This window comes from Streptomyces sp. NPDC088730, assembly GCF_044751215.1.
GTDB lineage: Bacteria > Actinomycetota > Actinomycetes > Streptomycetales > Streptomycetaceae > Streptomyces.
In genome coordinates this window covers 585,851-608,496 of sequence record NZ_JBIVLK010000003.1, presented here as the reverse complement: position 1 = coordinate 608,496, position 22,646 = coordinate 585,851, and the positions used below count along the sequence as shown (strand labels likewise).

19 protein-coding genes are annotated in these 22,646 nt (G+C 72.3%); 11 read left to right on the top strand and 8 right to left on the bottom strand.

The window, feature by feature from the left end:
* Positions 1 to 17: 17 nt before the first annotated feature.
* The 4 genes from ACIP89_RS14595 to ACIP89_RS14580 form a co-directional block, all read right to left on the bottom strand.
* Complete coding sequence (locus tag ACIP89_RS14595; RefSeq protein WP_401920897.1) at positions 18 to 515, bottom strand: hypothetical protein; 498 nt, start codon at positions 513 to 515, stop codon at positions 18 to 20.
* Position 516: 1 nt separating this feature from the next.
* Entirely contained in the window at positions 517 to 3,960 is a 3,444-nt protein-coding gene (locus ACIP89_RS14590; RefSeq protein WP_402115108.1) for a CHAT domain-containing protein, read from the bottom strand.
* On the bottom strand, positions 3,950 to 4,933 hold the full coding sequence (locus ACIP89_RS14585; RefSeq protein ID WP_402115107.1) for a hypothetical protein: 984 nt from the start codon (positions 4,931 to 4,933) through the stop codon (positions 3,950 to 3,952). The genes ACIP89_RS14590 and ACIP89_RS14585 overlap by 11 nt, the downstream gene beginning before the upstream one ends.
* Positions 4,934 to 5,080: 147 nt before the next feature.
* Positions 5,081 to 5,941, bottom strand: a complete 861-nt coding sequence (locus tag ACIP89_RS14580) for a helix-turn-helix transcriptional regulator (protein ID WP_402115104.1) — start codon at positions 5,939 to 5,941, stop codon at positions 5,081 to 5,083.
* Between the two features lie 126 nt (positions 5,942 to 6,067).
* Between ACIP89_RS14580 and ACIP89_RS14575 the strand changes: the two genes are divergently transcribed.
* Positions 6,068 to 7,063: an aldo/keto reductase gene (locus ACIP89_RS14575; RefSeq protein ID WP_402115102.1), complete on the top strand. Its 996-nt coding sequence runs from the start codon at positions 6,068 to 6,070 to the stop codon at positions 7,061 to 7,063.
* Positions 7,064 to 7,322: 259 nt separating this feature from the next.
* Positions 7,323 to 8,075: an oxidoreductase gene (locus ACIP89_RS14570; RefSeq protein ID WP_401920888.1), complete on the top strand. Its 753-nt coding sequence runs from the start codon at positions 7,323 to 7,325 to the stop codon at positions 8,073 to 8,075.
* Between the two features lie 114 nt (positions 8,076 to 8,189).
* Here ACIP89_RS14570 and ACIP89_RS14565 read toward each other — a convergent pair whose 3' ends face one another.
* Entirely contained in the window at positions 8,190 to 9,086 is an 897-nt protein-coding gene (locus ACIP89_RS14565) for a LysR family transcriptional regulator (RefSeq protein WP_402115100.1), read from the bottom strand.
* 191 nt (positions 9,087 to 9,277) lie between these two features.
* On the opposite strand from ACIP89_RS14565, the gene ACIP89_RS14560 reads away from it, so the two are divergent.
* From ACIP89_RS14560 to ACIP89_RS14550, 3 genes are all read left to right on the top strand, one after another.
* The gene (locus ACIP89_RS14560) at positions 9,278 to 9,598 is read left to right on the top strand and encodes an ArsR/SmtB family transcription factor (RefSeq protein WP_401929535.1); all 321 of its coding nucleotides are present in this window, start codon (positions 9,278 to 9,280) and stop codon (positions 9,596 to 9,598) included.
* Positions 9,595 to 10,134: an SRPBCC domain-containing protein gene (locus ACIP89_RS14555; protein WP_402115097.1), complete on the top strand. Its 540-nt coding sequence runs from the start codon at positions 9,595 to 9,597 to the stop codon at positions 10,132 to 10,134. The genes ACIP89_RS14560 and ACIP89_RS14555 overlap by 4 nt, the downstream gene beginning before the upstream one ends.
* Positions 10,135 to 10,373: 239 nt before the next feature.
* On the top strand, positions 10,374 to 11,984 hold the full coding sequence (locus ACIP89_RS14550) for an FAD-binding oxidoreductase (RefSeq protein ID WP_402115095.1): 1,611 nt from the start codon (positions 10,374 to 10,376) through the stop codon (positions 11,982 to 11,984).
* A gap of 49 nt (positions 11,985 to 12,033) precedes the next feature.
* On the opposite strand, the gene ACIP89_RS14545 is transcribed toward ACIP89_RS14550, so the two are convergent.
* Positions 12,034 to 12,924 carry an LLM class F420-dependent oxidoreductase gene (locus ACIP89_RS14545; RefSeq protein ID WP_402115092.1) on the bottom strand — a complete coding sequence of 297 codons (891 nt, stop codon included), beginning with the start codon at positions 12,922 to 12,924 and terminating at the stop codon, positions 12,034 to 12,036.
* A 167-nt stretch (positions 12,925 to 13,091) separates the two neighbouring features.
* Positions 13,092 to 15,719 carry a discoidin domain-containing protein gene (locus ACIP89_RS14540; protein WP_402115090.1) on the bottom strand — a complete coding sequence of 876 codons (2,628 nt, stop codon included), beginning with the start codon at positions 15,717 to 15,719 and terminating at the stop codon, positions 13,092 to 13,094.
* 305 nt (positions 15,720 to 16,024) lie between these two features.
* On the opposite strand from ACIP89_RS14540, the gene ACIP89_RS14535 reads away from it, so the two are divergent.
* Positions 16,025 to 16,669 carry a hypothetical protein gene (locus tag ACIP89_RS14535; protein WP_402115220.1) on the top strand — a complete coding sequence of 215 codons (645 nt, stop codon included), beginning with the start codon at positions 16,025 to 16,027 and terminating at the stop codon, positions 16,667 to 16,669.
* 99 nt (positions 16,670 to 16,768) lie between these two features.
* Here ACIP89_RS14535 and ACIP89_RS14530 read toward each other — a convergent pair whose 3' ends face one another.
* Positions 16,769 to 17,869, bottom strand: coding sequence for a threonine synthase (locus ACIP89_RS14530; protein ID WP_402115087.1), 1,101 nt, complete (start codon positions 17,867 to 17,869; stop codon positions 16,769 to 16,771).
* A gap of 196 nt (positions 17,870 to 18,065) precedes the next feature.
* On the opposite strand from ACIP89_RS14530, the gene ACIP89_RS14525 reads away from it, so the two are divergent.
* The 5 genes from ACIP89_RS14525 (at position 18,066) to ACIP89_RS14505 (ending at position 22,518) form a co-directional block, all read left to right on the top strand.
* Complete coding sequence (locus ACIP89_RS14525) at positions 18,066 to 18,818, top strand: GntR family transcriptional regulator (RefSeq protein ID WP_401920876.1); 753 nt, start codon at positions 18,066 to 18,068, stop codon at positions 18,816 to 18,818.
* A gap of 193 nt (positions 18,819 to 19,011) precedes the next feature.
* Positions 19,012 to 20,910: a purine-cytosine permease family protein gene (locus ACIP89_RS14520; protein WP_402115085.1), complete on the top strand. Its 1,899-nt coding sequence runs from the start codon at positions 19,012 to 19,014 to the stop codon at positions 20,908 to 20,910.
* Between the two features lie 261 nt (positions 20,911 to 21,171).
* Entirely contained in the window at positions 21,172 to 21,372 is a 201-nt protein-coding gene (locus ACIP89_RS14515) for an SPOR domain-containing protein (protein WP_401920872.1), read from the top strand.
* Positions 21,373 to 21,493: 121 nt separating this feature from the next.
* Positions 21,494 to 21,898, top strand: coding sequence for a (deoxy)nucleoside triphosphate pyrophosphohydrolase (locus ACIP89_RS14510; protein ID WP_401920870.1), 405 nt, complete (start codon positions 21,494 to 21,496; stop codon positions 21,896 to 21,898).
* A gap of 191 nt (positions 21,899 to 22,089) precedes the next feature.
* Positions 22,090 to 22,518 carry an ATP-binding protein gene (locus ACIP89_RS14505; protein ID WP_402115084.1) on the top strand — a complete coding sequence of 143 codons (429 nt, stop codon included), beginning with the start codon at positions 22,090 to 22,092 and terminating at the stop codon, positions 22,516 to 22,518.
* Positions 22,519 to 22,646 lie beyond the last annotated feature (128 nt).

Genomic DNA, 22,646 nt, shown 5'->3' with positions numbered 1-22,646 from the left:
CCGGTCGGAGCCACGACCTACGGCTCGCGGTTCATCAGGCTGAGGACGGCGCGGACGAGGGCGGTGAGGGCGCCGTCGGTGAGTGGCTTCTTCTCGATGCGGAACTCCACCGTGTTGCGGCCGTTGTCGCGCTTGAAGCGGAAATTGACGTGCAGGCGCAGGAACGCGATGACGCCGGTGAGGACCGTCAGGTCGGCGACGACGTCCTCGCCGCCCATCTGGTCGTCCTCCGGCGGGTCGGCCAGGATTCCCTCGACCAGCGTCCGCGCGCCCTCCTCGCCCGCGAGCGCGGCCAGCACGCGGCGGGCGGCGGCCGCGGGGTCGTCCGCCCGGGACGGCGGAGCCCCGGCACCGGCCTGCGTGAAGAGCTCCTGGAGGACGTGCGTCGCCTCCGGCCCGCTCGTCACCCCGGTCGGGAAGGTGCGGCCCAGCTCGTACGCTGCCTCCTCCAGCGCGAGCAGCGCGCTCCGGTCGGTCAGGGCGGCGGCCCTCTCGGCGTGGACGTCTGCGGTCATGTCAGCTCCAGTCCCCGAGCGGGACGAACGCCGCCCAGTGGTAGGGGTGGGACAGATGGGCGTGGTCGGCATCCGTGAGCATGCGCCGCTGGGCGTCCCACAGGGCGCGCCACATCGGCCGGCCGCGCATCACCGCGCCGGTCACCTCGTCGAGCAGGGCGGCGGAGCTGGTGCCGTCCACCTGCCAGATGGGGGCCAGGACCGTGCGGGTGCCGCCGCGCAGCAGGGCGCGGGGGAGGCCCGTGAAGTCCTCGCCCGGGTGGTCCGGCTCGTGCCAGCCGACCGAGCAGGCGCGCAGCACCACGTGGGACGGGGTGCGCGAGTCGGCCAGATCGCGGGCCCGCAGGAAGGTCCGCCTGGCCCGCTGCGAGGCGGGATCGGCGTGCCGGCTGGGGCGCTCCGTACCGTCGGAGAGCAGCAGGGCGGAGTTCTCCGGGTCGCTGTGGTCCTGGTGGCCGTGGCAGGCGATGTACGCGAGGTCGGCCTGCTCGATGCCGGCGAGGACCTCCTGCGGGGTGGCCTCCGGTCCGGTGAGCGAGGACAGCCGCCAGCCTTCGCCGGCCGGGACCGATTCGGCCTCGAAGCCGCTGCCGCCGCCCCGCAGATCCTCCTCCGCGGCGACCCGCACGCACAGCGCGGCCCCCGAGCCGGACCGTTGCGCGGCGCGCAGAGCGGCCAGCCCCGAGACGCTCGGGGTGTACACCAGAGCCGCCTGCTCCACGCAGTACCGCCCGTCCGGCAGCCGCAGCGCACCGAGCGGCAGCACGGACAGCGGCCCGTGCGGCGCCACACACAGCAGCCCGCGGTCCGCCAGCACCTCCCGGAACGGCAGCAGCAGCTCCGCCAGCCCCTCCAGCGGCAGCGGGACCGGCCGCCGCGGCTTGATCGGCGGGACTGCGGGGAAGACGGAGCGGTCGCCGTCGACCGTGAGGCGGATCTTCTCCGCGGCGCTGTGCAGCTGGGCGCGGCCCACCGCGATGCGGTGCCACCGCAGCGCGTTCTCGCCGGACGCCAGCACGAAGCAGAAGGTCTCGGATTCGCCGGTGAAGTACGAGGCCAGCACCATGCCCTCCGGCGGAGCCGCCTCGTCCAGCAGCCTCAACGCCTGCTCCACCCCGGCGGGCTCGGCCCGGCGCAGTCGTACGTACTCCGGGGCGAACGGCTCCAGCGCCTCGTACAGCGGCGCGAGCGCCCGCGCGCACTCGCGCCAGGTCCAGGCCCGGTCCGGACGCTCACCGCCCGCCAGCTGACGCTGCGCCCGCAGCAGCCGCTGCTCCGCGTCCCACAGCCGCTGCGGCACCCCCGGCGGCTTGGCCAGGGGCATCCGCACCAGGTCATCGGCCATTCCGCGGGCCTTCGCCTCCTCGTGCAGGTCGAAGGCGAGGACCGCGGGCGGCCGGCTGTCGGGCAGCGGCAGGTCGTCGCCGTGCTCGAACAACAGGGAGAGCAGCGCCTCGTACAGCGGGAGCACCAGGCCGGCGGCCTGGTCCGCGTCCTGGAGCAGCGGATGCGACTCCCGTGCGCGCAGCCGCAGACCGCGGTGGTGCCACAGCACCTCGAAGGCCCGCCGGTGCCCGCCCGGCACGCGCGCCAGCAGCCGGGCCAGGCCCAGCGGCAGGGCCGGGTCCGGGAGCCGGCCCCGCGCGTCGTGGAAGGCGAGGACCTCCTCCAGCAGCCGCGCCGCGGACTGCGGACCGCGTACCTCCGCGACCGCCTCGCACACCGGCACCGCCAGGTCCTGCAACGTACGGGGAACGTTCCGCTCCTGCGCGCGGCGCAGCCCCGCCGCGAGCCGGTCCGCCATCCGCGCCCGCCGCGCGGGATCGCGCTCGACGCCGCACAGCCGTTGCAGGGCCAGCAGGCGCGTGTCCGGCAAGTCGTGCGCCCCCTCGGGGAAGAGGCGCAGCATGCGCTCGCGCAGCTTGGAGAGGGCGAACGAGACCGGATCGGAAGGGCCGCCCAGGGGCAGCAGCTGCGAGAACAGCATGCGTTGGCGAAGCCGCTCCGGAAGGCGCTCCGGCTGCTGGGCGCCCCCGGTGTCCCCCGGGTCCCCGGTGCCCTCCGTGTCCCCGGAGACGTACAGGGCGTAGCGGTAGCACTCGGCCGCGCCGGCTTCGTGGCCCTCGGACAGGTCGAGGTCGCCCATCGTGACGAGCAGCTCGCCGAAGCACGGGTAGGTCGAGCCCGCCGAGTCGAAGAGGCCCTGCACCAGTTGCGTCTCCAGCGAGAGCAGGTCGCGGGGGAGGCGCGGATCGGTGCCGGAGAACAGCAGCGCGGCCAGTGTGCAGCGCAGCGACACCAGGTTCAGATATCCCGCGCCCTGCTGTCCGGCCCGTTCCAGCTCGTCGCTGAGGAGCTCGAACGCCTCCCACTGGCGGTGGGTGCGCCGCAGGCAGGAGACCAGGCCGTACAGCATCGAGGCGCGCGGCGCGGCCCGCGTCGACATCTCGGGGAGCTCCAGCAGGGCGCGGTAGGCATCGGCGGCCGCTCCCAGTGCGCCGAGCGCCTCCGCCACCTGGGCCCGGCAGCTGAGGAGATCCCGGCGTGAGGGCATGAACGCCCCGTCCGAGTCGTTCTCCGGACGCGCGGACAGGGCCTCCGCGCGCTCCAGCGGGGGCACGGCCTCCCGGTAGCGGTGCAGCGAGACGAGGGTGTTCGCGAGCTGGAAACGCACCGCCGCCTCCTCCACGGCGGAGACCGTCCCCTCCCTGTCGACGGCCGCGGCCGCTTGCGTCAGCACCTCGGCCCGGTGCGGCAGGTCGCCCATCGTGAGATACACGGAGGCCAGTTGCAGGTAGGTGTTCACCAGCGAATGCGCGTCGCCCACCGCATGCTGCAACGAAAGCGCGCGAGCCGCGTGGTAGAGCGCCCTGCGGTGCCGCCCCTTGTGCAGCAGGTGGTTCGCCCAGTCGGCTCGGGCCGTCACCCGGCTCGGGCCGTCCTCGGTGAGCAGCCCCAGCGCGGCGATCGCGTGGGCGTTGCGGGTCCGGTCCGAGCCCCACTCCGCCAGCAGCCGCACCGCGGCCCGCACCGGCTCGTCCGGGAACAGCGCCTGGTGCCCCGCCAGCGACCGGTAGGCGCCCAGCACCCCCTCGGCCGCGCAGGCGCGGCGCAGCAGCCGGGGGAAGTTCTCGCCGCCGCCGGAGTCGTCCGGCTCCCTGGCGGCGCCGGGCGCCCGCGCCCCCAGGGCCTCGCAGCGTTCGGCGAGGAACAGCGCCAGTTCGGCCATCGGCCCGTGCCCGGGGCCGTCATTGTGTCCGTGTCCGTGTTCGTGGCCGAGGGAGCCGACCGTCTCCGCGTGCTGCCGCAGGAACGCCGCCGCCTCGTCGTGCCCGCCGGGCGGCATCGCCGCGAACTGGTCGAGTACCTCGTCGTACGTGGGCGCCGACAGGGCCCGCAGCGCGATCTGGAGAGGCCGCGCCTCCACGTCCTCGTCATCCGCCATGGTGCCCCCCGTTCCGGCCGCGGCCGCCGTGCCGGGCCAAGGCCTCCCGATACGGTCCAGGATGCTCGGAGGCGCGGGCGCGCAACCGCAGCTGCTCCAGCGGCTCACGCAGGCTCCGCTGCCCGCGTTCCGCCTCCGTGTCCAGCAGCAGGGCCTCGAACCGGGCCTCCTGCTCGCGCATGTTCCGCTCCAGGAGGGTCGGCTGGTGCAGCCGTGCCAGCACCATCGACTGGGGAGCGGTCCGCCGCAGCCGCGCCAGCACCTCGTCCCGCTCCGGCGCGGGACCGGCCGCGATGCGGATCCGCGCCAGTTGCTCCAGCGTCGTCCCCACCACCGGCGCGTCCTGTTCCAGCAGCGCCGCCGCCCGGTCGAACGGCTGGAGCGCGTCCTGCGCCTCCCCGAGGGAGATCAGCGCCGCGGTGTGCAGCAACAGCCGTTCGGTGCCGAGCGGTTGTGCACCGAACCGTCCGCGGATCTCCTCGTCCGCCGCCGTCCGCAGCCCGAGGAAACGCAGCTCGTCGCTACGCTGCCGGTGCAGGTCGCGCAACGCGATCAGCCGGTTGTTGGCTTCTGCGGCGCGTCGCGAATCCGTCGGGTAGGGCGAAGCGTTGGGGCCGACCGAGCTGAACCCGGGCACCACGTGTGCCAGCAGCCACATCGCCATCTCCGGCCGCTCCGCGGCGGCGTACGCGCAGGCCGCGTCCACCCATGCGCCACGCCGTCGGGGATCCGCGCCGAGTGCCGAGAGCAGTGACGAGGTCGCCGCGAACACGTGCCTGGCACGGAGCATCGCGATGCCCAGCAGATGCTCGTGCACCGGACCGCGCCCCGCGGCCTTGAAGAACGGCTCCAGTGCGCGTATCCGCTCCCGCAGTGACGCCTGGGGCACCGGCAGCCGCTTGACCCACTTCCGCGGCAGTTCCTCCGTGTCGAAGGGAGCTTCCCAGCCCAGCACCGTCGCCGCATCGCGCACGTCAGCCACCCCCGTCCGTACCGGCCGCCATCCTTTCCTGCCCAGTGGGGGCGATCAAGTAACCATGCGATTACGGGCTGTTGGCGGCCGCGCACTCGATCGAACAGCCGTGCCCGCTGTGGATGCGCGGACGGGAACGAGCGCGGGTCAGCGTGAGGACGGGCCGGTGTGCTCCGTGGGGAACGACTGGGTGCCCAGCACCCGCAGCAGGTCCAGCCGCTCACGGCTCTCGGGGTCCGCCGGGGTGAGAACCAGCAGCTGCTGGCGCTGGTCGGGCGTGAGCAGGGTCTCGCAGTCCATGAGCATCGGTCCCACCCGCGGGTGCCGGATCGTCTTGCGGTCGGCGCGCCGGACCGACACCTCGTGCTCGGCCCACAGCCGGCCGAAGTCGTCACTCGCGGCCCGCAGCCGCTCGATCAGACCGGTGACCGTCGGATCGCCGGAACGGCGGCCGGTCACCGCGCGCAGGTCCGCCACGAGCTGGCGGCCGTGGCGCTCCCGCTCCTCGGCCGGGGCGCCCGCCCGCGCGGCCGGATCCGTGAACCAGCGGTAGACGGCGTAGCGGCGGTCCCCGGAGAAATCGACGTGGTCGCCCGTGAGCAGGGCGGCCGTCCGGTTCTGAGCGAGGATCTCGCCCAGGTCGGACAGGACCGCGGCGGGGGTGTCGCCGAGCAGATCGATCATGCGCATCAGGCCGGCGCGGGCCAGCCGGGCGACTCCGTCGGCGGGCGGCGGCCGGTGACCGGCCAGGTGGAAGAGATGGTCACGCTCGTCCTCCGACAGCCGCAGCGCTCGGGCCAGGGCGCCCAGGAGCTGGACGGACGGCTGACTGCTGCGGCCCTGTTCCAGGCGTACGACGTAATCCGTGGACATGCCCGCGAGCATCGCCACCTCCTCCCGGCGCAGACCGCTGGTGCGGCGACGGGGGCCGACGGTGACGCCCGCCTCCTCCGGGCGGATCGACTCGCGGCGGCGGCGCAGGAAGTCGGCGAGCTGTTCACGTTGCATACCTCCATGGTCGCGCCCGTACGGCCGGGCATCCAGGGAGCGGCGCTCCCTGGATGAACGCTCCTCTCCCGCACCTGCCCGATCCCGCCCACAGTGGAAGGAGTACCGACGACGAAGGAGACCGCGATGCAGACGCGCACCCTGGGCCGCACCGGCCCGACCGTTTCCGCCCTCGGCCTGGGAGCCATGGGCATGTCCGACGCGTACGGCCCGGCCGACCGCGCGGAGAGCATCGCCACGGTGCACGCCGCGCTGGACGCCGGTGTGACGCTGATCGACACGGGCGACTTCTACGGCATGGGCCACAACGAACTGCTGCTCGCCGAGGCGCTGCGCGGCCGGGACCGGGACAGCTACCGGCTGAGCGTCAAGTTCGGCATGCTGCGCGGACCGGGCCCGGCGTTCGGCGGGACGGACGGCCGCCCCGAGGCGGTCAAGAACTTCCTCGCCTACTCGCTGACCCGGCTGGGCGTCGACCACATCGACATCTACCGGCCGGCCCGGCTGGACCCGGACGTGCCGATCGAGGAGACGGTGGGCGCGATCAAGGAGATGATCGACGCCGGCTACGTACGCCACCTGGGCCTCTCGGAGGTCGGTGCGGCGACGATCCGCCGGGCGCACGCCGTGCAGCCGGTCGCTGACCTGCAGATCGAGTACTCGCTGATCTCCCGCGCGGTGGAGGCCGAGATCCTGCCCACGCTTCGGGAGCTGGGCATCGGGATGACCGCGTACGGCGTACTGAGCCGGGGCCTGATCTCCGGGCACTGGTCGGCCGGGCGCGCAGCCGGTCCCGGCGACGCGCGCGGGCACAGTCCGCGGTTCTCCGCGGACAACGTGGATCACAACCTCGCCCTCGTGGAGGCGCTGCGCCGGGTGGCCGGGGCGAAGGGGTGCACCGTCGCCCAGCTGGCCATCGCGTGGGTGGCCGCTCAGGGCGAGGACATCGTGCCGCTGGTGGGCGCGCGCACCCGTGAGCGGCTGGCCGAGGCGCTGCCCGCGCTTGAGGTGCGTCTCACCGGCGACGACCTCGCCGAGATCGAGAAGGCGGTCCCGCTCGGCTCGGCACGCGGGGACCGGTATCCGTCCGCCTTCATGTCCGGCCTCGGCGCGGGCAACTGAACGGGCGGCGAGCCGGCGCACGCGGGGTGACGGGCGCGGCATAGGAATCCGCTATACCTCCTGCTGCTTTTTCGTCTTTGTCCCGCATTCCATTCCAGTCGTACGGTGAATCAGCGCGACGAGGTGTACACCCCTTTTCGTTGCTGACTCACACACGATCGAGAGGGCCGGTGGCATGACCACAGTCGAGAATGGAACCGGGAACGAATTCGGGAACGGGCCGGGAGGCGGGCCGGGGAATGGACCGGGGACGCCGGAATTGGCGGGGAAGCGCGCCCTGGTCACGGGGGGTTCCCGCGGCATCGGAGCGGCCGTCGTGCGCCGGCTTCTGGACGCGGGCGCCGAGGTCCTGACGACCGCCAGGTCCGCGGCCGGCACGGTGCCGGACGGGGCCTCCTTCGTGGCCGCCGATGTGCGGACCCGGGCGGGGGCGGAGGCGCTCGCCGCGACCGCGCGGGAGATGCTCGGCGGGGTGGACATCGTGGTCCACAACGCGGGCGGGGCCCGGCCTCACGAGGGCGCCCTGGCCATCCCCGACGAGGAGTGGCAGGACGCGCTGGACCTGAACTACCTGGCGTCGGTGCGGCTGGACGCGCTGCTGGTGCCGGGGATGCGGGAGCGTCGCTCGGGCCGGATCGTGCATGTCTCCTCGGCGGCGGTCCTCGCCCCGGTGGGTCCGTTCCTGCACTACACGGCGGCGAAGGCGGCGCTGGAGAACTACAGCAAGGGCCTGGCCGTGGAGCTGGCACCGTTCGGGATCCGGGTCAACACCGTGTCTCCCGGCAGGACCACCACCCCCGGCGGCGAAGCGACCCGCGAGCAGTGGGCGGAGGTGTCCGCGCGCATGGGCGGCGCACCCGCCCCGACCAACGCCGACGACACCACCCCGCTGGGGCGCGACGGGCTGCCCGAGGACATCGCGGACGCGGTGCTGTTCCTGCTCTCCGACCGGGCGAAGTGGCTGACGGCGAGCAATCTCATTGTCGACGGCGGAGAATTCCCCAGGGGCTGAGGCCAGGGGGAGTGATTCCGGTTCCGGAATGCGATTTCCTGAACGGCGGCTACGGAATTCCGTTCCAGGTTGATGGGATGTCGATGAAAATGCCGAGGGGGATGCCGATGTGAATCAGGCAGATCTGGAGAAGGGGGCGGAACCGGACCAGGTCTCCTGCCGCAGAAGGTCGAGCAGGGCCGTCTCGGCGGGCCCGGCGCCCTGCCTGACGACGGCGATGACGGGCTGGGACACGGCCGGGAACACCGGGCGGACGAGGTGTTCGTGACCGTGGGGCACAGCGGAGGCCGGGACGAGCGTCGGGCCCAGCCCCTGCGCGGCCCAGCGCACGGCCGTCGCCGTCTGCGACACACGGGCGGCCGTGACCGGGGTCGGGCCGGTCTCCCGCAGAACGTTCTGCAGCACGGCGTCGAGCGCGCTGTCGCGGTCGAACCTCACCCACGGCTCGCCCTCCAGTTCGCGCAGGTCGACCCGGTCCGCGGCGAGCTGCGGGTGTCCGGCGCCCAGCACCACGACGAACTCCTCTTCCCCGAGGCGGTGGGCGTCGGCCGGGCTCCGCTCGCACGCCGCCATCAGAGCGAGGTCCAGCACGCCCCGACGGCACAGCTGCTCCAGCTCGGCGGAGCTCGGCTCCTCGAAGACGGTGATCTCCAGCCGGGGGAAGCGGTGGCGCAGCGTGCCCAGGGCGCCGGGCAGCTGCCGCGTGCCGAAGCCCAGCTGCGCCGCGACCGTCAGCTCGCCGGCCAGCTCTTCGGCCCCGGCCCGCGCCGTGGCCCTGGCCCGCCGCGACGCGCTCACGGCGACCTCGGCCTCCCGCAGGAACGCGCGGCCGACCACGGTGGGCACCAGCCCGGTCGGCGTACGGGCGAACAGCTGCACGCCGAGGTCCCGTTCCAGGCCGCGGATCTGCTGGGACACCGAGGGCTGGGCGACGTGCAGCAGCTCCGCCGCCGCCGTCACCGAGCCCTCCTCCGCGACGGCCAGGGCGTACTCGAACTGGCGAAGGCTCATCGACTGCCGTTCCTCCCCGCGGTGGACCGGGAGTCCGCACCGTCGTCGTCCTGCGGTTATGCCGTCGTGTTGTCGTGTCGTGGTCGCTGTCATCGTAAGCGAGCGCGTTCCGGGGTGGGGCGGGCTGGAGGCTCTGACCGGATCACGTATATGCGGTTGCGGGCATATAGCTGAGGTCGTATATTTGTCTGGTGAGTACCCCGGCAAGTGACGTCATCGCAGTGCTCGCCGAGCCCAATCGCCGGCGCATTCTCGACCTCCTCAAGGATGGCGAGCGGCCCGTCGGTGAGCTGGTCGACGAACTGGGGCTGACGCAGCCGGCCGTCTCCAAGCATCTGCGCACTCTGCGCGATGCCGGGCTGGTCGAGGCCAGGGCCGACGCTCAGCGGCGGCTGTACCGGATACGCCCGGAGCCGCTGGCCGAGCTCGACGCATGGCTCGCCTCCTACCGCAGGCTGTGGAGCGCGAGCCTGGACCGCCTGGACCGGCATCTGGAGGAAGGATCATCATGAACAATTCCGCGGACCCCACAGGCCAGGCAAACCCCGCCAACACCGCAGATGCCACATTGAGTACGGGCGGTGAGCGGCCGGTCCTGCGCTTCGAGCGGGTCCTGGCCAAGCCTCCCGAGGAGGTCTGGCGCGCGATCACCGACCGCGAGGAGCTCAGGGCCTGGTTTCCGTGCGAGGTCATCACCGACGCCTGGGAGCCCGGCTCCAGGATCAGCTTCCCGTTCACCGGGACCGACATGACCCTCACCGGCGTCGTCCTGGAAGCGGAAGCGCCTCGCGTCCTCGCCTACACCTGGGGAGAAGAGACCCTCCGCTTCCACCTGACACCGGAGCCGGACGGCCGCACCCGACTGGTGTTCACCGACGAGACGCCCCCGGACATCGCTGCCCGCAACGCGGCCGGCTGGCAGATCTGCCTCGGCCACCTCGCCGGTGAATCCGTCGCCACCGACGCCTGGAAGGGGCACTTCGACCGCTACACCGCCGCGTTCGAACCGGCCCTCGGCCCCCAGCAGGGCCCTCCGTCCGGGAGCTGAGAGCACGGCGGTACGGCAAGTGGCTCACCGCGACACGAATCGGGTGAACCCGACTGCCGGCGCACACGATCGCATGGATCACCCCGTCTGCTGCGTGTGTAGTGAACGGAATGAGTTCAGAGGAAGAACCACAGACGGATCCAGCGGGTTCGACGGATTCGGCGGGTCCGACGGATCAAGCAAGTTCGACGGGTCAAGTAAGTTCGGCGAGTTCGGACAGTGCGCCGCCGGACGCGCGAGTGAACCGGCGCGGGCTGTTCGCCGCCGCCGGCGGCACCGTAACGGCTCTGGCGACCGGCCGCGCAATCGCCCCGGCCGCGGCGGCGGAGCGCCGGCCGGGCCGAACGCCGGGGGCGGTCTCGGTCCGGCCGGCGGACCCCCGTTACGGCAGCCTCCTGCGCGGCGACAACTGGCGCTTCCAGGGACGGCCGGACGAGATCCAGGTGGCCGGCTCCACGGAACAGGTCGTGCGGGCCGTGACGGAGGCCGTACGGTCAGGGCGGCGGATCGCGGTGCGCAGCGGAGGCCACTGCTTCGAGGGCTTCACCGCCGACCCGGAGGTACGCCTGCTGCTGGACCTCTCGCCCATGGACGCGGTCGTCCACGACGAGGAGCGCGGCGCGTTCGAGGTGCGGCCGGGCGCCACCCTGGGCCACGTCTACCGGACCCTCTTCACGCGATGGGGCGTGACGGTACCCGGAGGCGGCTGCCCGGAGGTGGGCGCGGGCGGGCACTTCTGCGGGGGCGGGTACGGGCCGCTGTCACGCCGGTACGGATCCGTCGTGGACCACCTCTACGGCGTGGAGGTGGTGGTCGTCGACAGCCGGGGCACCGTCCGGACCGTGGTCGCCACCCGTGAACCGGACGATCCGCACCGCGACCTCTGGTGGGCGCACACGGGCGGCGGGGGCGGCAATTTCGGCGTCGTCACCAAGTACTGGCTGCGCGCACCGGACGCCACCGGTACCGATCCCTCCCGGCTGCTGCCACGCGCTCCCGCCAGGCTGCTGGAATGCGTGGTCGCCTGGGACTGGGACGAGCGGATGACCGAGAAGGCGTTCACCGCGCTGCTGCGCGACTTCGGCCGCTGGCACGAGCGGAACAGCGCGGCCGGCACCCCGGAGGCGAACCTGTACGCGATCCTCCAGGCGGCGCACCGCAGCGCGGGCAGCTTCCGCATGATCGTCCAGATCGACGCCGACGTCCCGGGTGCGGACGGGCTGGTGACGGACTTCGTGGCCGCCGTGACCGCCGGAACGGGGGTCGAACCCACGGTCGACGCCCGTCGGACCATGCCGTGGCTGCATCCGGTCACCTGGCCGGGCGCGGGCGAGGCCGGTGATGTGATCACCAGGCGGTACAAGATCAAGGCCGCCTGTCTGCGCCGCTCGCTGGCCGCCTCTCAGCTCGCCGCGGTCTACCGGCACTTGACGAACTCCACCGGGACCCCGGCCGGCGGCCTGGAGCTGTTCGGGTACGGAGGCCAGGTCAACACGGTCCGGCCCGGAGAGACCGCGGTGGCCCAGCGCGATTCGGTCATGAAGGCCGACTTCCACACGGTCTGGGCCGACGAGTCCGACGACGCCGCCTCCCTCGCCTGGGTCCGCGACTTCTACCGGGACGTGTACCGGGACACCGGAGGCGTGCCCGTGCCCGACGGGATCAGCGACGGGTCCTACATCAACTACCCGGACGTCGACCTGGCCGATCCCGCCTGGAACACCTCCGGAGTCCCCTGGCACACCCTCTACTACAAGGACAACTACCCCCGGCTCCAGCGGGTGAAGTCACGCTGGGACCCGCTCAACGTGTTCCATCACCCGCTGGCTGTCCGGCCGGCCGGAAGCTGAAGGGGCGCCGGGCACTCGGACTGCCCGGCCGTGCGTGCGGTACGGCCGGCTACAGCTCCTCGCCGAAGGCCTCGGCCAGTTCACGCCACTGGGCCAGCGGCAGGCCCGCGCCGCCCTCCTCGGCGGTGAGCACCTGGAGGGCGACGTGGTCGGCGCCGGCGTCGAGGTACTGCTGCGTCCGCGCCTTCACCTGCTCGGCGTCGCCCAGGGCGAAGAGGGCGCCGAGCAGGCGGGCGCTGCCGCCGTCCGCGAAGTCGCTCTCCGCGAACCCCAGGCGCAGCAGGTTGTCGGTGTAGTTGGGCAGCCGGAGATACATCCCCAGCATGTTCCGGGCGGTGGTGCGGGCCCGGTCGGCATCGGTGTCGAGCACGACGGACAGCTCAGGGGCGAGCAGCGCGTCCGGGCCGAGCGCCTCGCGCGCTTCCGCCGTGTGCTCGGCGGTGACCAGGTAGGGGTGTGCGCCCAGCGCCCTGTCGGCCGAGAGCTTCAGCATCTTCGGGCCGAGCGCCGCCAGGACCCGGTGTCCGGAGTCGACGGGCGGGGCGGCGGTGTCCAGCGCGTCGAGGTAGGCGACCATCGCGCTGTACGGCTTCGCGTACTGCGGCACCATCGGGCCGTGGCTGACGCCCAGGCCGAGGACGAACCGCCCTCGGGCCTTCTCGTCGATCGCCGCGATCCGGGCCGCCACGTCCTGCGCCGTGTGGTCCCAGATGCTCAGGATGCCGGTGGCGACGGTCGCCGTGCTGGTGGCGTCGACGACCGCGGCCGCGTCCTCCGGTGACGGGCTGCCGCCGATCCACAGCGTCCCGTACCCCAGCTCTTCGAGCTCCGCGAGGGCTTCCGCGATCGCTCGCTTCCCCGCGTCGTCCACCCGCGACGCGCGCAGGGCGCCGCTCCAGATGCCGATCCGTCCGAATGCCTCACGCGTCTCAGAAGTCATGCTGTCGCCAACAGGCACCAGCGCCCGCTATTCCCGGCCGTCACGGGATTCATCCATGTGCGCGCGCTACCCGCGTGATCAGCCACCCGTCCGGCCCGGGACGTGGCGGGGCCGGACGGACGGTCTTGTCCGGTCCGGGTGCGGCCGGGAGCCGGGTCAGCGGCCGGCTACGGCTGGGTGACCCTCAGCTCCCGTACGCCCGTGGGCTCGTCCGCGTCCGCGGAGCGGACCGTCACCCGCACCTCGCGGGCGACGGCTCCCGCCCGGTACGGCTCCCAGTGCCGCCCGTCCGCCGAGGTCTCCAGCCGGTACGAGGCGGGGCGCACGTCCGTCCACTCCGGCGCGAACGCCGTCACCGCACCGGTCCGCCCCAGGTCCACGGTCAGCGTGCCCGTCGCTCCGTCCGGTGACCAGGCCGTGGCCGTGCTGCCGTCCACCGCCGCCGCCGCGTACAGGCCGGGGGCCTCTGAGGTGGCCGTCGCGGGGCGGCAGCGGGACGCGTCGGTGCTCGGGGCGAGGTCGGGGCGGCGGGTCGGCAGGGTGAGCGCGGTGGACAGCAGGCGCGCTCCGGCGGGCGTGTGGAGGGTGAACGGAGCTCCCGAGGTCAGCCGGACCTCCGTCGTCCTCGGGCCGATCGCGACGTCGTACGTGCGCCCCCGATAGCGCAGCCCCGTCAGCGTGACCCCCTCGTGCAGCTGCGGCGGCAGCATCGGGTCCAGCCGGATCCCGTCCTCGCGCAGCCGCAGCCCGGTCAGTCCGTGCGTGAACACCTGGAGGAAGCCGCCCTTGCCGGTGAGGAAGTCCTCGGCGGGAAACCCGGACAGGGGGTCCTGCGCGCCCGCCTTGGCGCCCCGCGCCTCACTGAAGAGGGCGTACGGGCCGCGCATGAACGGGCGCACAGCACGCTGGAGATAGGTGTACGTGGCGCAGCCCGGCTCACCGATCGCGGCCGCGTCGATCGCGTGGACCGAATCCGTCATCGCCGGGCCGTCCGGATCGGTGCGGGCCGCGTAGTAGTCGAGCGTGGCGGCCGCCGCGCCCGGCTCCATCGGCCACTCCAGCGGGTAGACGAGCAGCACGGTGTCGGCCTGTTTGATCGTCGAGCCGTCGTACCCCGCGTACTGGAGGAAGAGCTTGCGCTCCGGGTCGTACGGGATGCGCAGACCGTCCGCGACCTCGGTCCATTCGGCCGGGGCGGGGTGGCCGAGGAGCCCGGCCGCGCGGGTGGCGTCGCGCAGGGCGGTGGCGGCGACGGCGTTGGTGAACACCCCGTCCGTGACGCCGTTGCTGTACTCGTCCGGGCCCGCCACCTCCTTCACGGAGTAAGTTCCGTCGCCGTTCGCGGTGGCGCGCGATGCCCAGAAGTCCGCGATGCCCCGCAGCAGTTGCCAGCCGTGTCCGGCCAGCCAGTCGCGGTCGCCGGTAGCCAGGTAGTACTGCCAGACGGCGAGGGAGACATCGCCCTGGAGGTGGTTCTGCGTGACGCAGTGCGGCGGGTTCCAGCTCTGACACTCCGACCAGAGGTTGCCCTTGGTCGCGCTCGTCCAGGGGTAGAACAGCCCCTCGAACCCCAGCTTCTCGGCGTTGGTACGGGCCTGGCCGCGGGTGCGGTAGCGGTACTCGACCACCGAACGGGCCAGCTCGGGACGGGTGGCCAGCAGCCCGGGGTACATCCACGTCTCGGCGTCCCAGAACACCATGCCCGCGTAGTTGTCGCTGGTCAGCCCGGCCGGGGCGATGCTGTCGCGGGAACCGGTGCGGGTGGCGGCGAGGAGCCCGTACTGCGCGGAGCGGAGCCACTTCTGGAGGTCGGGGCTGCCCGGTACGGACACGTCCGCGGACCAGTCCCGGTGCCAGACGGCGGCGCTCTCCGCGAGGACCGCGGACCAGCCGAGCCGCGCCCCGCGCCGGGAAGCCTCACGGGCGGTGGTGCGCGGGGCGCGCGAGGTGAGCGCGGTATCGATCCCGACGAACTTCTCGAAGGTGTACGTGCGTCCGGCGCTCACCCGGGCCCGAGCCGCGTCCGGGGCGCCCCGGCGCATCGTCTGCACGATCGCGCCCGCCGTTCCGGTGCCCCGGGTGCGGAACGTGCCGTCGTCGTCGAGCGCGATCCGGCGTGCGCCGCGCGGGTCGAGCCGGCCGGTGACCGTCGCCGTGCCGCTCCAGTGCGGGGTCATGCGCAGCCGGACGGCGCCGGTGTGCACGGAGGCGCGGTCGGCCAGCACCTCGTACACCAGGTCGGTCGCGCGGCCGTCGGAGGTCGTCCAGCGCAGCGACGTACGCACCAGCCCGCAGCGCAGGAACACCGTCTGGCGGTACCGGGAGATCCGGCCCGCCGGAGTGGCGGAGCCGTACGTCTCCGCGCCCACGCGCACGTCGAGGCCGGTCCAGCTCGGCAGCGCGGCGGCCACTTCGCGTCCGGCGGCCAGGTCCTCGTCCCGGCCGAAGAGCCCGGCGACGAAGGCCCCGTCGTAGCGCGGGGTGTACAGCGGCCAGCCGGTCTTCTCGCCGCGCTCCGCGTATCCGGCGCCCGCGGCGGGCACCCGGTGGCCCAGGTATCCGTTGCCCACATAGGGGTCGTAGCCCTTGGCCTCGCCGAACGTGGTGGACGTCGGAGCCCAGGCGGGGTCGGTGTCGTGGCCGCAGGCGGGATGCGCGCCGGACCCGGGACTGCCGGCGGGGCCGACGACCGGCGGGCGCGCGGCCCGGTGCGAGGCGTGGGCGACGGGCGGCAGGGACGCGATCAGGGCGCAGGCGACCAGTGACGTGAGGAGGGAGGTTCGCGAGGGACTCACGGTATGAACGTAGGTAAACGGACACGGCACATCGACGCACGGCGCGCGGGTGAACGGCTGACACGGCGACGACGCGGGTGAACGGTTGATACGGCGACGACGCGGGTGAACGGCCTATACGGCAACGACGCGGGTGAACGGCTGATACGGCAACGGACGGAGGTACCCGTGGTTGGACCTCCCTCTGGGGGCAACGGAAAACCGTTGGACCCCCGGCTCCGGATGTTCGACGATCCGCACCTGTGACGACGAAACAGCTTCTGGTCCACGCCGCTGCCCGCAACAACGCCGAATGGTGTGCCGCGATGAGCCGGTCGCACGGCTCGGCGAGCACGTTCGGGCCCCAGGCCTGGACCGCCCCGGCTCGTACCCCGCTCTACTACCCCGACGCGGTCACGCTGGCGCCGGGCACCGAGTCGTCAGCGGTGACGACCGGGATCGACACCACGACGCCCGGGGCGTCGGTCAAGGACAGCTTCGCCGACCTCGACCTGGTGGCGGAGGGATTCCAGGTGCTGTTCGAGGGGCAGTGGATCCACCGTCCGGCAGCTGCTCCCGCCACCGCGTCGGACCTCGGCTGGGAGGTGGCCGGAACCCCGGACAGGCTGCGCGCCTGGGCGCGGGCCTGGGACGACGGCAATGGCAACGCGGATCTCTTCCGGCCCGAACTGCTCGACGACCCCGCCACGTTCGTGATCGCCGGAAGGTCCCCCGACGGCACAGTGACCGCTGGAGCTGTGGTGAGCCGGAGCGGCCAGGTCGTCGGGGTCTCGAACGTCTTCGCGCTGAACGGAGGGCCCGACGCGGCCTGGCCGGTCGTGCTGGACGCGGTGCACTCGCTGTTTCCGGCGGTCCCTGTGGTCGGCTACGAACATGGCGACGATCTGGAGTCCGCCCTCCGGCACGGCTTCGAGCCGGTCGGTCCGCTGCGGATCTGGCTGCACGGTTAGGGTCTGCGGGTCGGCTGCACGGTTAGGGACCGCGGGTCCGGTCTGCCGGTCTGCTGGTCGGTGCGGCGGTGCGGCGGTGCGGCGGTGCGGCGGTGGGGATCAAGCCGCGAGGCCCGTCTTGAGGCCCGCGCCGCACAGCGGTACGACGACGCTGCGGTCCTCCCAGCCGCCGACCGCGGCCCAGCACGCGACCCCCGTCGTCTCCACGTAGAAGCCGCGGGCGGCCAGATCCAGCTGGGCGTCGCGGATCTGGTCCTCGGTCACGGTCAGGAAGGTGCCGCCGGACTCGCGCACCGCCGCGAGGATCGCCCGGGCGCGCGGGGGACGCGGGATGGCGATGCCTTCGGCGAGGGTGGGGGAGGGCGCCCCGGCCGGACCGTCGAGGAGACCGTCCGCCCCGGCGCGGAAGGCGTCGGCCAGCGGGGAGACGGCCTCGGCCTGTACGGCGATCAGGGCCGGGCGGGTATCGATCAGGCCCTGATCGCGGAGCTCCGCGACGGCCAGGGCCGCGCCGAGGAGCAGGGTGCCGTTGCCGACCGGTACGGCGATCGCGTCGGGGAGCCTGCCGCCGAGGTCCTCCCACAGCTCGTACACGTAGGTCTTCGTGCCGTGCAGGAAGTACGGGTTGAACACGTGCGAGGCGTAGAAGGTGCCGGGTGCGTCGGCGGCGGCTCGGGCGGCCAGGGCGGTGGCCTCGCGGTCCCCGGCGACGATTTCCAGCCGGGCGCCGTGGGCCCGGATCTGCTCGGTCTTCTTCGGGGACGTGCCCTCGGGGACGTGCACCGTGCACGGCAGTCCGGCGCGGGCGCAGTAGGCCGCGACGGCGGTGCCCGCGTTGCCGCTGCTGTCCGCCACGACGCGCGTGGGAGAGAGGCTCCGGGCCAGTTCGGAGAGCATCACCGCCCCGCGGTCCTTGAAGGAGAGCGTCGGCATGAGGAAGTCGAGTTTGGCCGAGACCGCACCGGTGAGCGGCACGAGCGGGGTGCGGCCCTCACCGAGAGTGGTGGTGGGCGCGGCGAGCGGCAGTACCTCCTCGTAGCGCCAGAGGGAGTTGACCCTTCCGGGCAGCGCACCGGCACGCAGGGGGGCCGCGATCTCGAAGTCGAGGTCCCAGGGGCCGCGGCAGACCGGGCAGCACCAAGTCAGCGAGGAGACGTCGGCACGGGTTCCGTCCCGCGGGCAGAGGTAAGAGGTGGCCATGGCAGCCAGCATCCCAGGAGCGCGCGCGGGGAGTCGGCGGCTGAGGGGGCCGGTTCGGCGCGTCGCTGGGCAACTGCCGGATATGCGCACGTCGATCATGAATCATCACTTCGAGTGAATCTCTGGCCTTTGCTTGCGGTTCGGAACCGACGGTTGCGACGCTGTTGCAGTCTGTCAACCTCTTGGGGAGTGGCCTGTGACTTTCGGTGAGCAGCCCGCCTATCTGCGCGTTGCGAGCGATCTGAGAGAGAAGATCGTCAACGGTTCGCTGCCGCCGCATACGCGCCTGCCGTCCCAGGCGCGTATCCGCGAGGAGTACGGGGTCTCGGACACCGTCGCACTGGAAGCGCGCAAAGTGCTGATGGCCGAGGGCCTGGTGGAGGGCCGCTCCGGCTCCGGTACGTATGTGCGCGAGCGCCCGGTCCCGCGCCGGATCGCCCGTTCCGGCTTCCGGTCCGAGGCGGGTGCCAGTCCGTTCCGGCAGGAGCAGACGGCCGAGGGGGCGCGGGGTACCTGGGAGTCACGGAGCGAACAGGAGGGGGCGAGTGCGGAGATCGCCGAACGGCTCGGGATCGAGCCCGGTGACCGGGTGATGCGTACGCGCTACGTGTTCCGGGAGTCGGGCGAGCCGATGATGCTCTCGACCTCCTGGGAGACCCTCGCTGTCACGGGGCGCACGCCGGTGATGCTGCCGGAAGAGGGTCCGCTGGGCGGCTGCGGGGTGGTCGAGCGGATGGCCGCCATCGACGTGGTCGTGGACAACGTGGCCGAGCAGGTCGGCGCGCGCCCGGGGCTGGCGGAGGAGCTCTTGGCGCTCGGCGGCGTGCCGGGGCATGTCGTCATGGTGATCGAGCGCACGTACTACGCCTCGGGGCGGCCGGTCGAGACCGCCGATGTGGTGGTGCCGGCCGATCGCTATCGGATCGCCTACCACCTGCCTGTCCGGTGACCGTCCAGCGGAAGGGCCGTTCCTGCTGGGTGACCGATAGCCGGTGGCACCCGTCCGGCGCCCGTGACGACAAGTTAACGTCCGCGCGGTTTCCGTAACGGCCGGGCAATCGTCTCCCACGCCGACTTGTCATGTCCTGCTCCTAACTTCCCGTTCGAACCCGCACACCGGACTGACGAACGGGAAGTCACCGATGACGGACACAGCCATACCCCAGACGGCCGGGGCTCTTGAGGCGGCTGCCGCCCCAGCAGCTCCGGCCGCCGCCCCAGGAGCCTTGGGCGCCGCGCCGGGAGCTCCGGAGGGCGCTCCGGGGGCCCCGGACGGCGCCCCCAAGAACCCGAAAGACGCGCCGGGAGCTCCGGAGGGCGGGGCCGGATCTCCGGAGGGCGGAGCGGGATCCCCGCCGCCCGGCCGCAGTTACGCCAAGCTCGCCGCCGACGAGAGCCGTGAGGACTACTCCCTCCGCTACGCACCGCACTCGTTCCGGCGCTGGTCACCCGGCACGGTCGCGGGCACCGCGCTCGGCGGTATCGCCTACCTGGCCGACTTCGCCATCGGCGCCTCGATCGTCTTCACCTACGGCTTCACCAGCGGGTTCGCCTCGATCATGGCCGCAGCGACGATCATCTTCCTCACCGGCATCCCCATCGCCCGAGCCTGCGCGAAATACGGCCTGGACATGGACCTGGTCACGCGGGGCGCCGGATTCGGCTATTTCGGTTCGACGCTGACCTCGCTGATCTACGCGTCCTTCACCTTCATCTTCTTCGCCCTCGAAGGCTCGATCATGGCGCAGGCCATGCATCAGGCCATCGGGCTGCCGGTCCAGGCGGGCTATCTGATCACCACCCTGATCGTCATCCCGATCGTCTTCCGGGGGATGGGCGCCCTCGCCAAGGTCCAGGCCTGGACCCAGCCGATCTGGATCATCGGCATGGTGCTGCCGTTCGTCGTCCTCGCCTTCGAGGCGCCGGACGCCTGGGGCGCGTTCAGCTCCTTCGGCGGTACGGAAGGCGCGGGTCCGGGATTCTCCTGGATCGGCTTCGGACTCGGCACGGGCGTCGCGCTCTCACTCATCGCCCAGATCGGCGAACAGGCCGACTACCTGCGCTTCATGCCGGCGAAGACGGAGGCCAACAAGCGCCGCTGGAACATCGCGGTCCTCGCCGCCGGTCCCGGCTGGGTGATCATCGGCGCGGCCAAGCAGCTCGGCGGCGCGCTGCTCGCCTTCGTCGCACTCGAAGCGGTCGGCAAGACGCACGCGCTGGAGCCGATCGCACCGCAGATCGAGGCGCTGAAGCCCTGGCTCGGCTCGTTCGCCCTGCCCGCGGCCGCACTCTTCGTGATCGTGTCGCAGATCAAGATCAACGTGACCAACGCCTACAGCGGCTCGCTGTCCTGGTCGAACTTCTTCTCCCGGATCACCCACCGCCACCCCGGCCGGGTCTGGTACATCTTCCTCAATCTCGCCATCGCGCTGACGCTGATGGAGATGAACATGTTCGCCGCCCTCAACAAGCTGCTGGGCTTCTACTCGAACGTCGGCATCGCGTGGATCGCGGCGGTCGCCGCCGACCTGGTCATCAACAAGCGGATCGGGCTGAGCCCCCCGTACATCGAGTTCAAACGGGCCTACCTGTACGCGGTGAACCCGGCGGGATTCGGCTCGATGGTGATCGCCTCCACCGTCTCGATCCTCGCCTTCTTCGGGCTGTTCGGTGCGTACGCGGAGGCCTTCTCCACCTTCATCGCGGCCGGCCTCTCGCTGACCCTCTGCCCGCTGATCGCCTGGGCGACCAAGGGCAGGTACTACCTGGCCCGGCCCAATCCGGTGAACGGTCCGGGAGCCGAGGTCGCGGACATCACCGCCACCCACACCTGCTCGGTCTGCGAAACGGCCTACGAGCTCCCGGACATCGCGGACTGCCCCGTGCAGTCCGGCCCGATCTGCTCGCTGTGCTGCTCGTTGGACGCGGACTGCGGGGACGTCTGCCGCAAGGAGCCGGCCAACGGCCCGGTCCTCATGCCGATGCCCGTACTGCGTGACGGAGCGGGGGAGGGCGCGGCGGCGGACGCGAGCCGGGTGTAAGGCGGCCCCGGCCGGCCTGTGGGCCCGCCCGTCCCACTCGGGGCAGCTGAGGGCGGGTCGGAGCGGGCCGGTGCGAACCGGCCAGGGGGCGCAGCCAGTTGGTTGCGCCCCCTGGTGCTTGGTCCACACCTGGCCGGATCAGTATCTCTTTGTGCAATTCCGTATTCGTTGTGTGAAGGTCAGGCGTACGCTCGGGCATATGCGTACTGCGGTTTCCTGGGGATCCTTAGAAACATGCACGCCGTTCAGGGGAGGGGCGCAATGCTCGGGAGAGGCACGATGAGCGACAACGGTGCCGTGCTCCCTTGGCTGGTGATACGGCAGGACGACAACGGCAACCGCTACCGCGTGGGCAGGTACGCCACGCAGGACGAGGCCCAGCGAACCGCCGACAAACTCGATGTCCGCGGTCACAAGCAGCTCTACTGGGTGGAGCGGGCCGAGCAGGCCGCGCGGCCGTAGCGCGCCGTTCCGGCCCGCCGTCGGACCCGTCGGCGGCCCGGATCCCGGTGTCCGAGGTGCCGCGAGCCGGCACGGCTGCCACGCCCCTGGGGCGGTCCTGCCGGGTATTACGCTCCGGGGCATGAGTGATCGCGTGGTGGTGGCCGGAGCCGTGTTCGACCGGGGGCGGCTGCTCGCCGCGCGGCGTAGCGCCCCGCCCGAGCTGGCCGGCCGGTGGGAGCTGCCCGGCGGCAAGGTGGAGCCGGGGGAGAGCGGTGAGCAGGCGCTCGTGCGCGAACTCCGCGAGGAGCTCGGCATCGAGACGGAACCGCTGGAGCGCGTCCCCGGCCAGTGGCCGCTCAAGCCCGGCTATGTGCTCCGCGTGTGGACGGCCCGTCTGGTGTCCGGCGTGCCCGCGCCGTTGCAGGATCACGACGAGCTGCGCTGGCTCGGCCCCGATGAGGGCGACTCGGTCGACTGGCTGGAGCAGGATCGCCCCGCGGTGGCCGAAGTCGTACGGAGGCTGGCCGACGGCGCACACCACTGAGCGGAGTGATTGCCCTGCGGCGCGCACCGCAGGGTCCGTGCGCCCTTTCCTTCCGCGCACACCCGTTCGTGCGCATGGCCTTACACCCGTACGCCCCACGTGTCGTCGCCGCCCGGTATTCCGTGCTGATTATCGGGTATGTCCTGTTTGGCCCCCGTAAACAGGACGTTCTCCATGGCTGGTCTTGGGAAGTGATCGGCGTGATCGATACCAGAGGCGACTGCGCCGAGTGGAGCTTTCCGGCTGTTCCCGGCGCCGTGCGCACGGCGCGGCACGCCGTTCACGAGGCGCTGCGCGGCTGGGGGCTGGACGCGGCCGTCGGGGATGTGGCAGTACTCCTGGTCAGCGAGCTGGTGACCAACTCCATGCGCTATGCCTCGGGGCCCATCGGGGTGCGAATGGTGCGGCCTCATCGCAGCGGTGACGACCCCGGGGCGCATGCCGGTCTGGTGGTGGAAGTCTCCGATCCGCTTCCGGATCCGCCCACCGAACGTACGGCGGGACCCGATGACGAGGGCGGCAGAGGACTGCAGCTCGTGGCCCGCTCCGCCAGGCGATGGGGGGTCAGGTGCGGAAAGAGCGGCAAGACGGTGTGGTTCGAGCTGGCCCTGCCTGGTTAGGAGTGGGGTGGGACAAGCGGCGATCACCAGTGGTCTTACAGAACCTGGCCGAAAGGGACTGAGACCGTGCTGTGATCGTGAACGCCGTGTCGGCGAGGGCCGTAGTGCTGAATACTGCGGGCAGGACC

What these genes read in the sequence shown, in the direction of transcription:
- ACIP89_RS14545 (WP_402115092.1), bottom strand. Translation starts at nt 12,924, where the DNA reads ATGACTTCTGAGACGCGTGAGGCATTCGGACGGATCGGCATCTGGAGC.
- ACIP89_RS14555 (WP_402115097.1), top strand. Translation starts at nt 9,595, where the DNA reads ATGAACAATTCCGCGGACCCCACAGGCCAGGCAAACCCCGCCAACACC.
- ACIP89_RS14535 (WP_402115220.1), top strand. Translation starts at nt 16,025, where the DNA reads ATGAGCCGGTCGCACGGCTCGGCGAGCACGTTCGGGCCCCAGGCCTGG.
- ACIP89_RS14575 (WP_402115102.1), top strand. Translation starts at nt 6,068, where the DNA reads ATGCAGACGCGCACCCTGGGCCGCACCGGCCCGACCGTTTCCGCCCTC.
- ACIP89_RS14530 (WP_402115087.1), bottom strand. Translation starts at nt 17,869, where the DNA reads ATGGCCACCTCTTACCTCTGCCCGCGGGACGGAACCCGTGCCGACGTC.
- ACIP89_RS14590 (WP_402115108.1), bottom strand. Translation starts at nt 3,960, where the DNA reads ATGGCGGATGACGAGGACGTGGAGGCGCGGCCTCTCCAGATCGCGCTG.
- ACIP89_RS14565 (WP_402115100.1), bottom strand. Translation starts at nt 9,086, where the DNA reads ATGAGCCTTCGCCAGTTCGAGTACGCCCTGGCCGTCGCGGAGGAGGGC.
- ACIP89_RS14515 (WP_401920872.1), top strand. Translation starts at nt 21,172, where the DNA reads ATGCTCGGGAGAGGCACGATGAGCGACAACGGTGCCGTGCTCCCTTGG.
- ACIP89_RS14595 (WP_401920897.1), bottom strand. Translation starts at nt 515, where the DNA reads ATGACCGCAGACGTCCACGCCGAGAGGGCCGCCGCCCTGACCGACCGG.
- ACIP89_RS14520 (WP_402115085.1), top strand. Translation starts at nt 19,012, where the DNA reads ATGACGGACACAGCCATACCCCAGACGGCCGGGGCTCTTGAGGCGGCT.
- ACIP89_RS14580 (WP_402115104.1), bottom strand. Translation starts at nt 5,941, where the DNA reads ATGCAACGTGAACAGCTCGCCGACTTCCTGCGCCGCCGCCGCGAGTCG.
- ACIP89_RS14510 (WP_401920870.1), top strand. Translation starts at nt 21,494, where the DNA reads ATGAGTGATCGCGTGGTGGTGGCCGGAGCCGTGTTCGACCGGGGGCGG.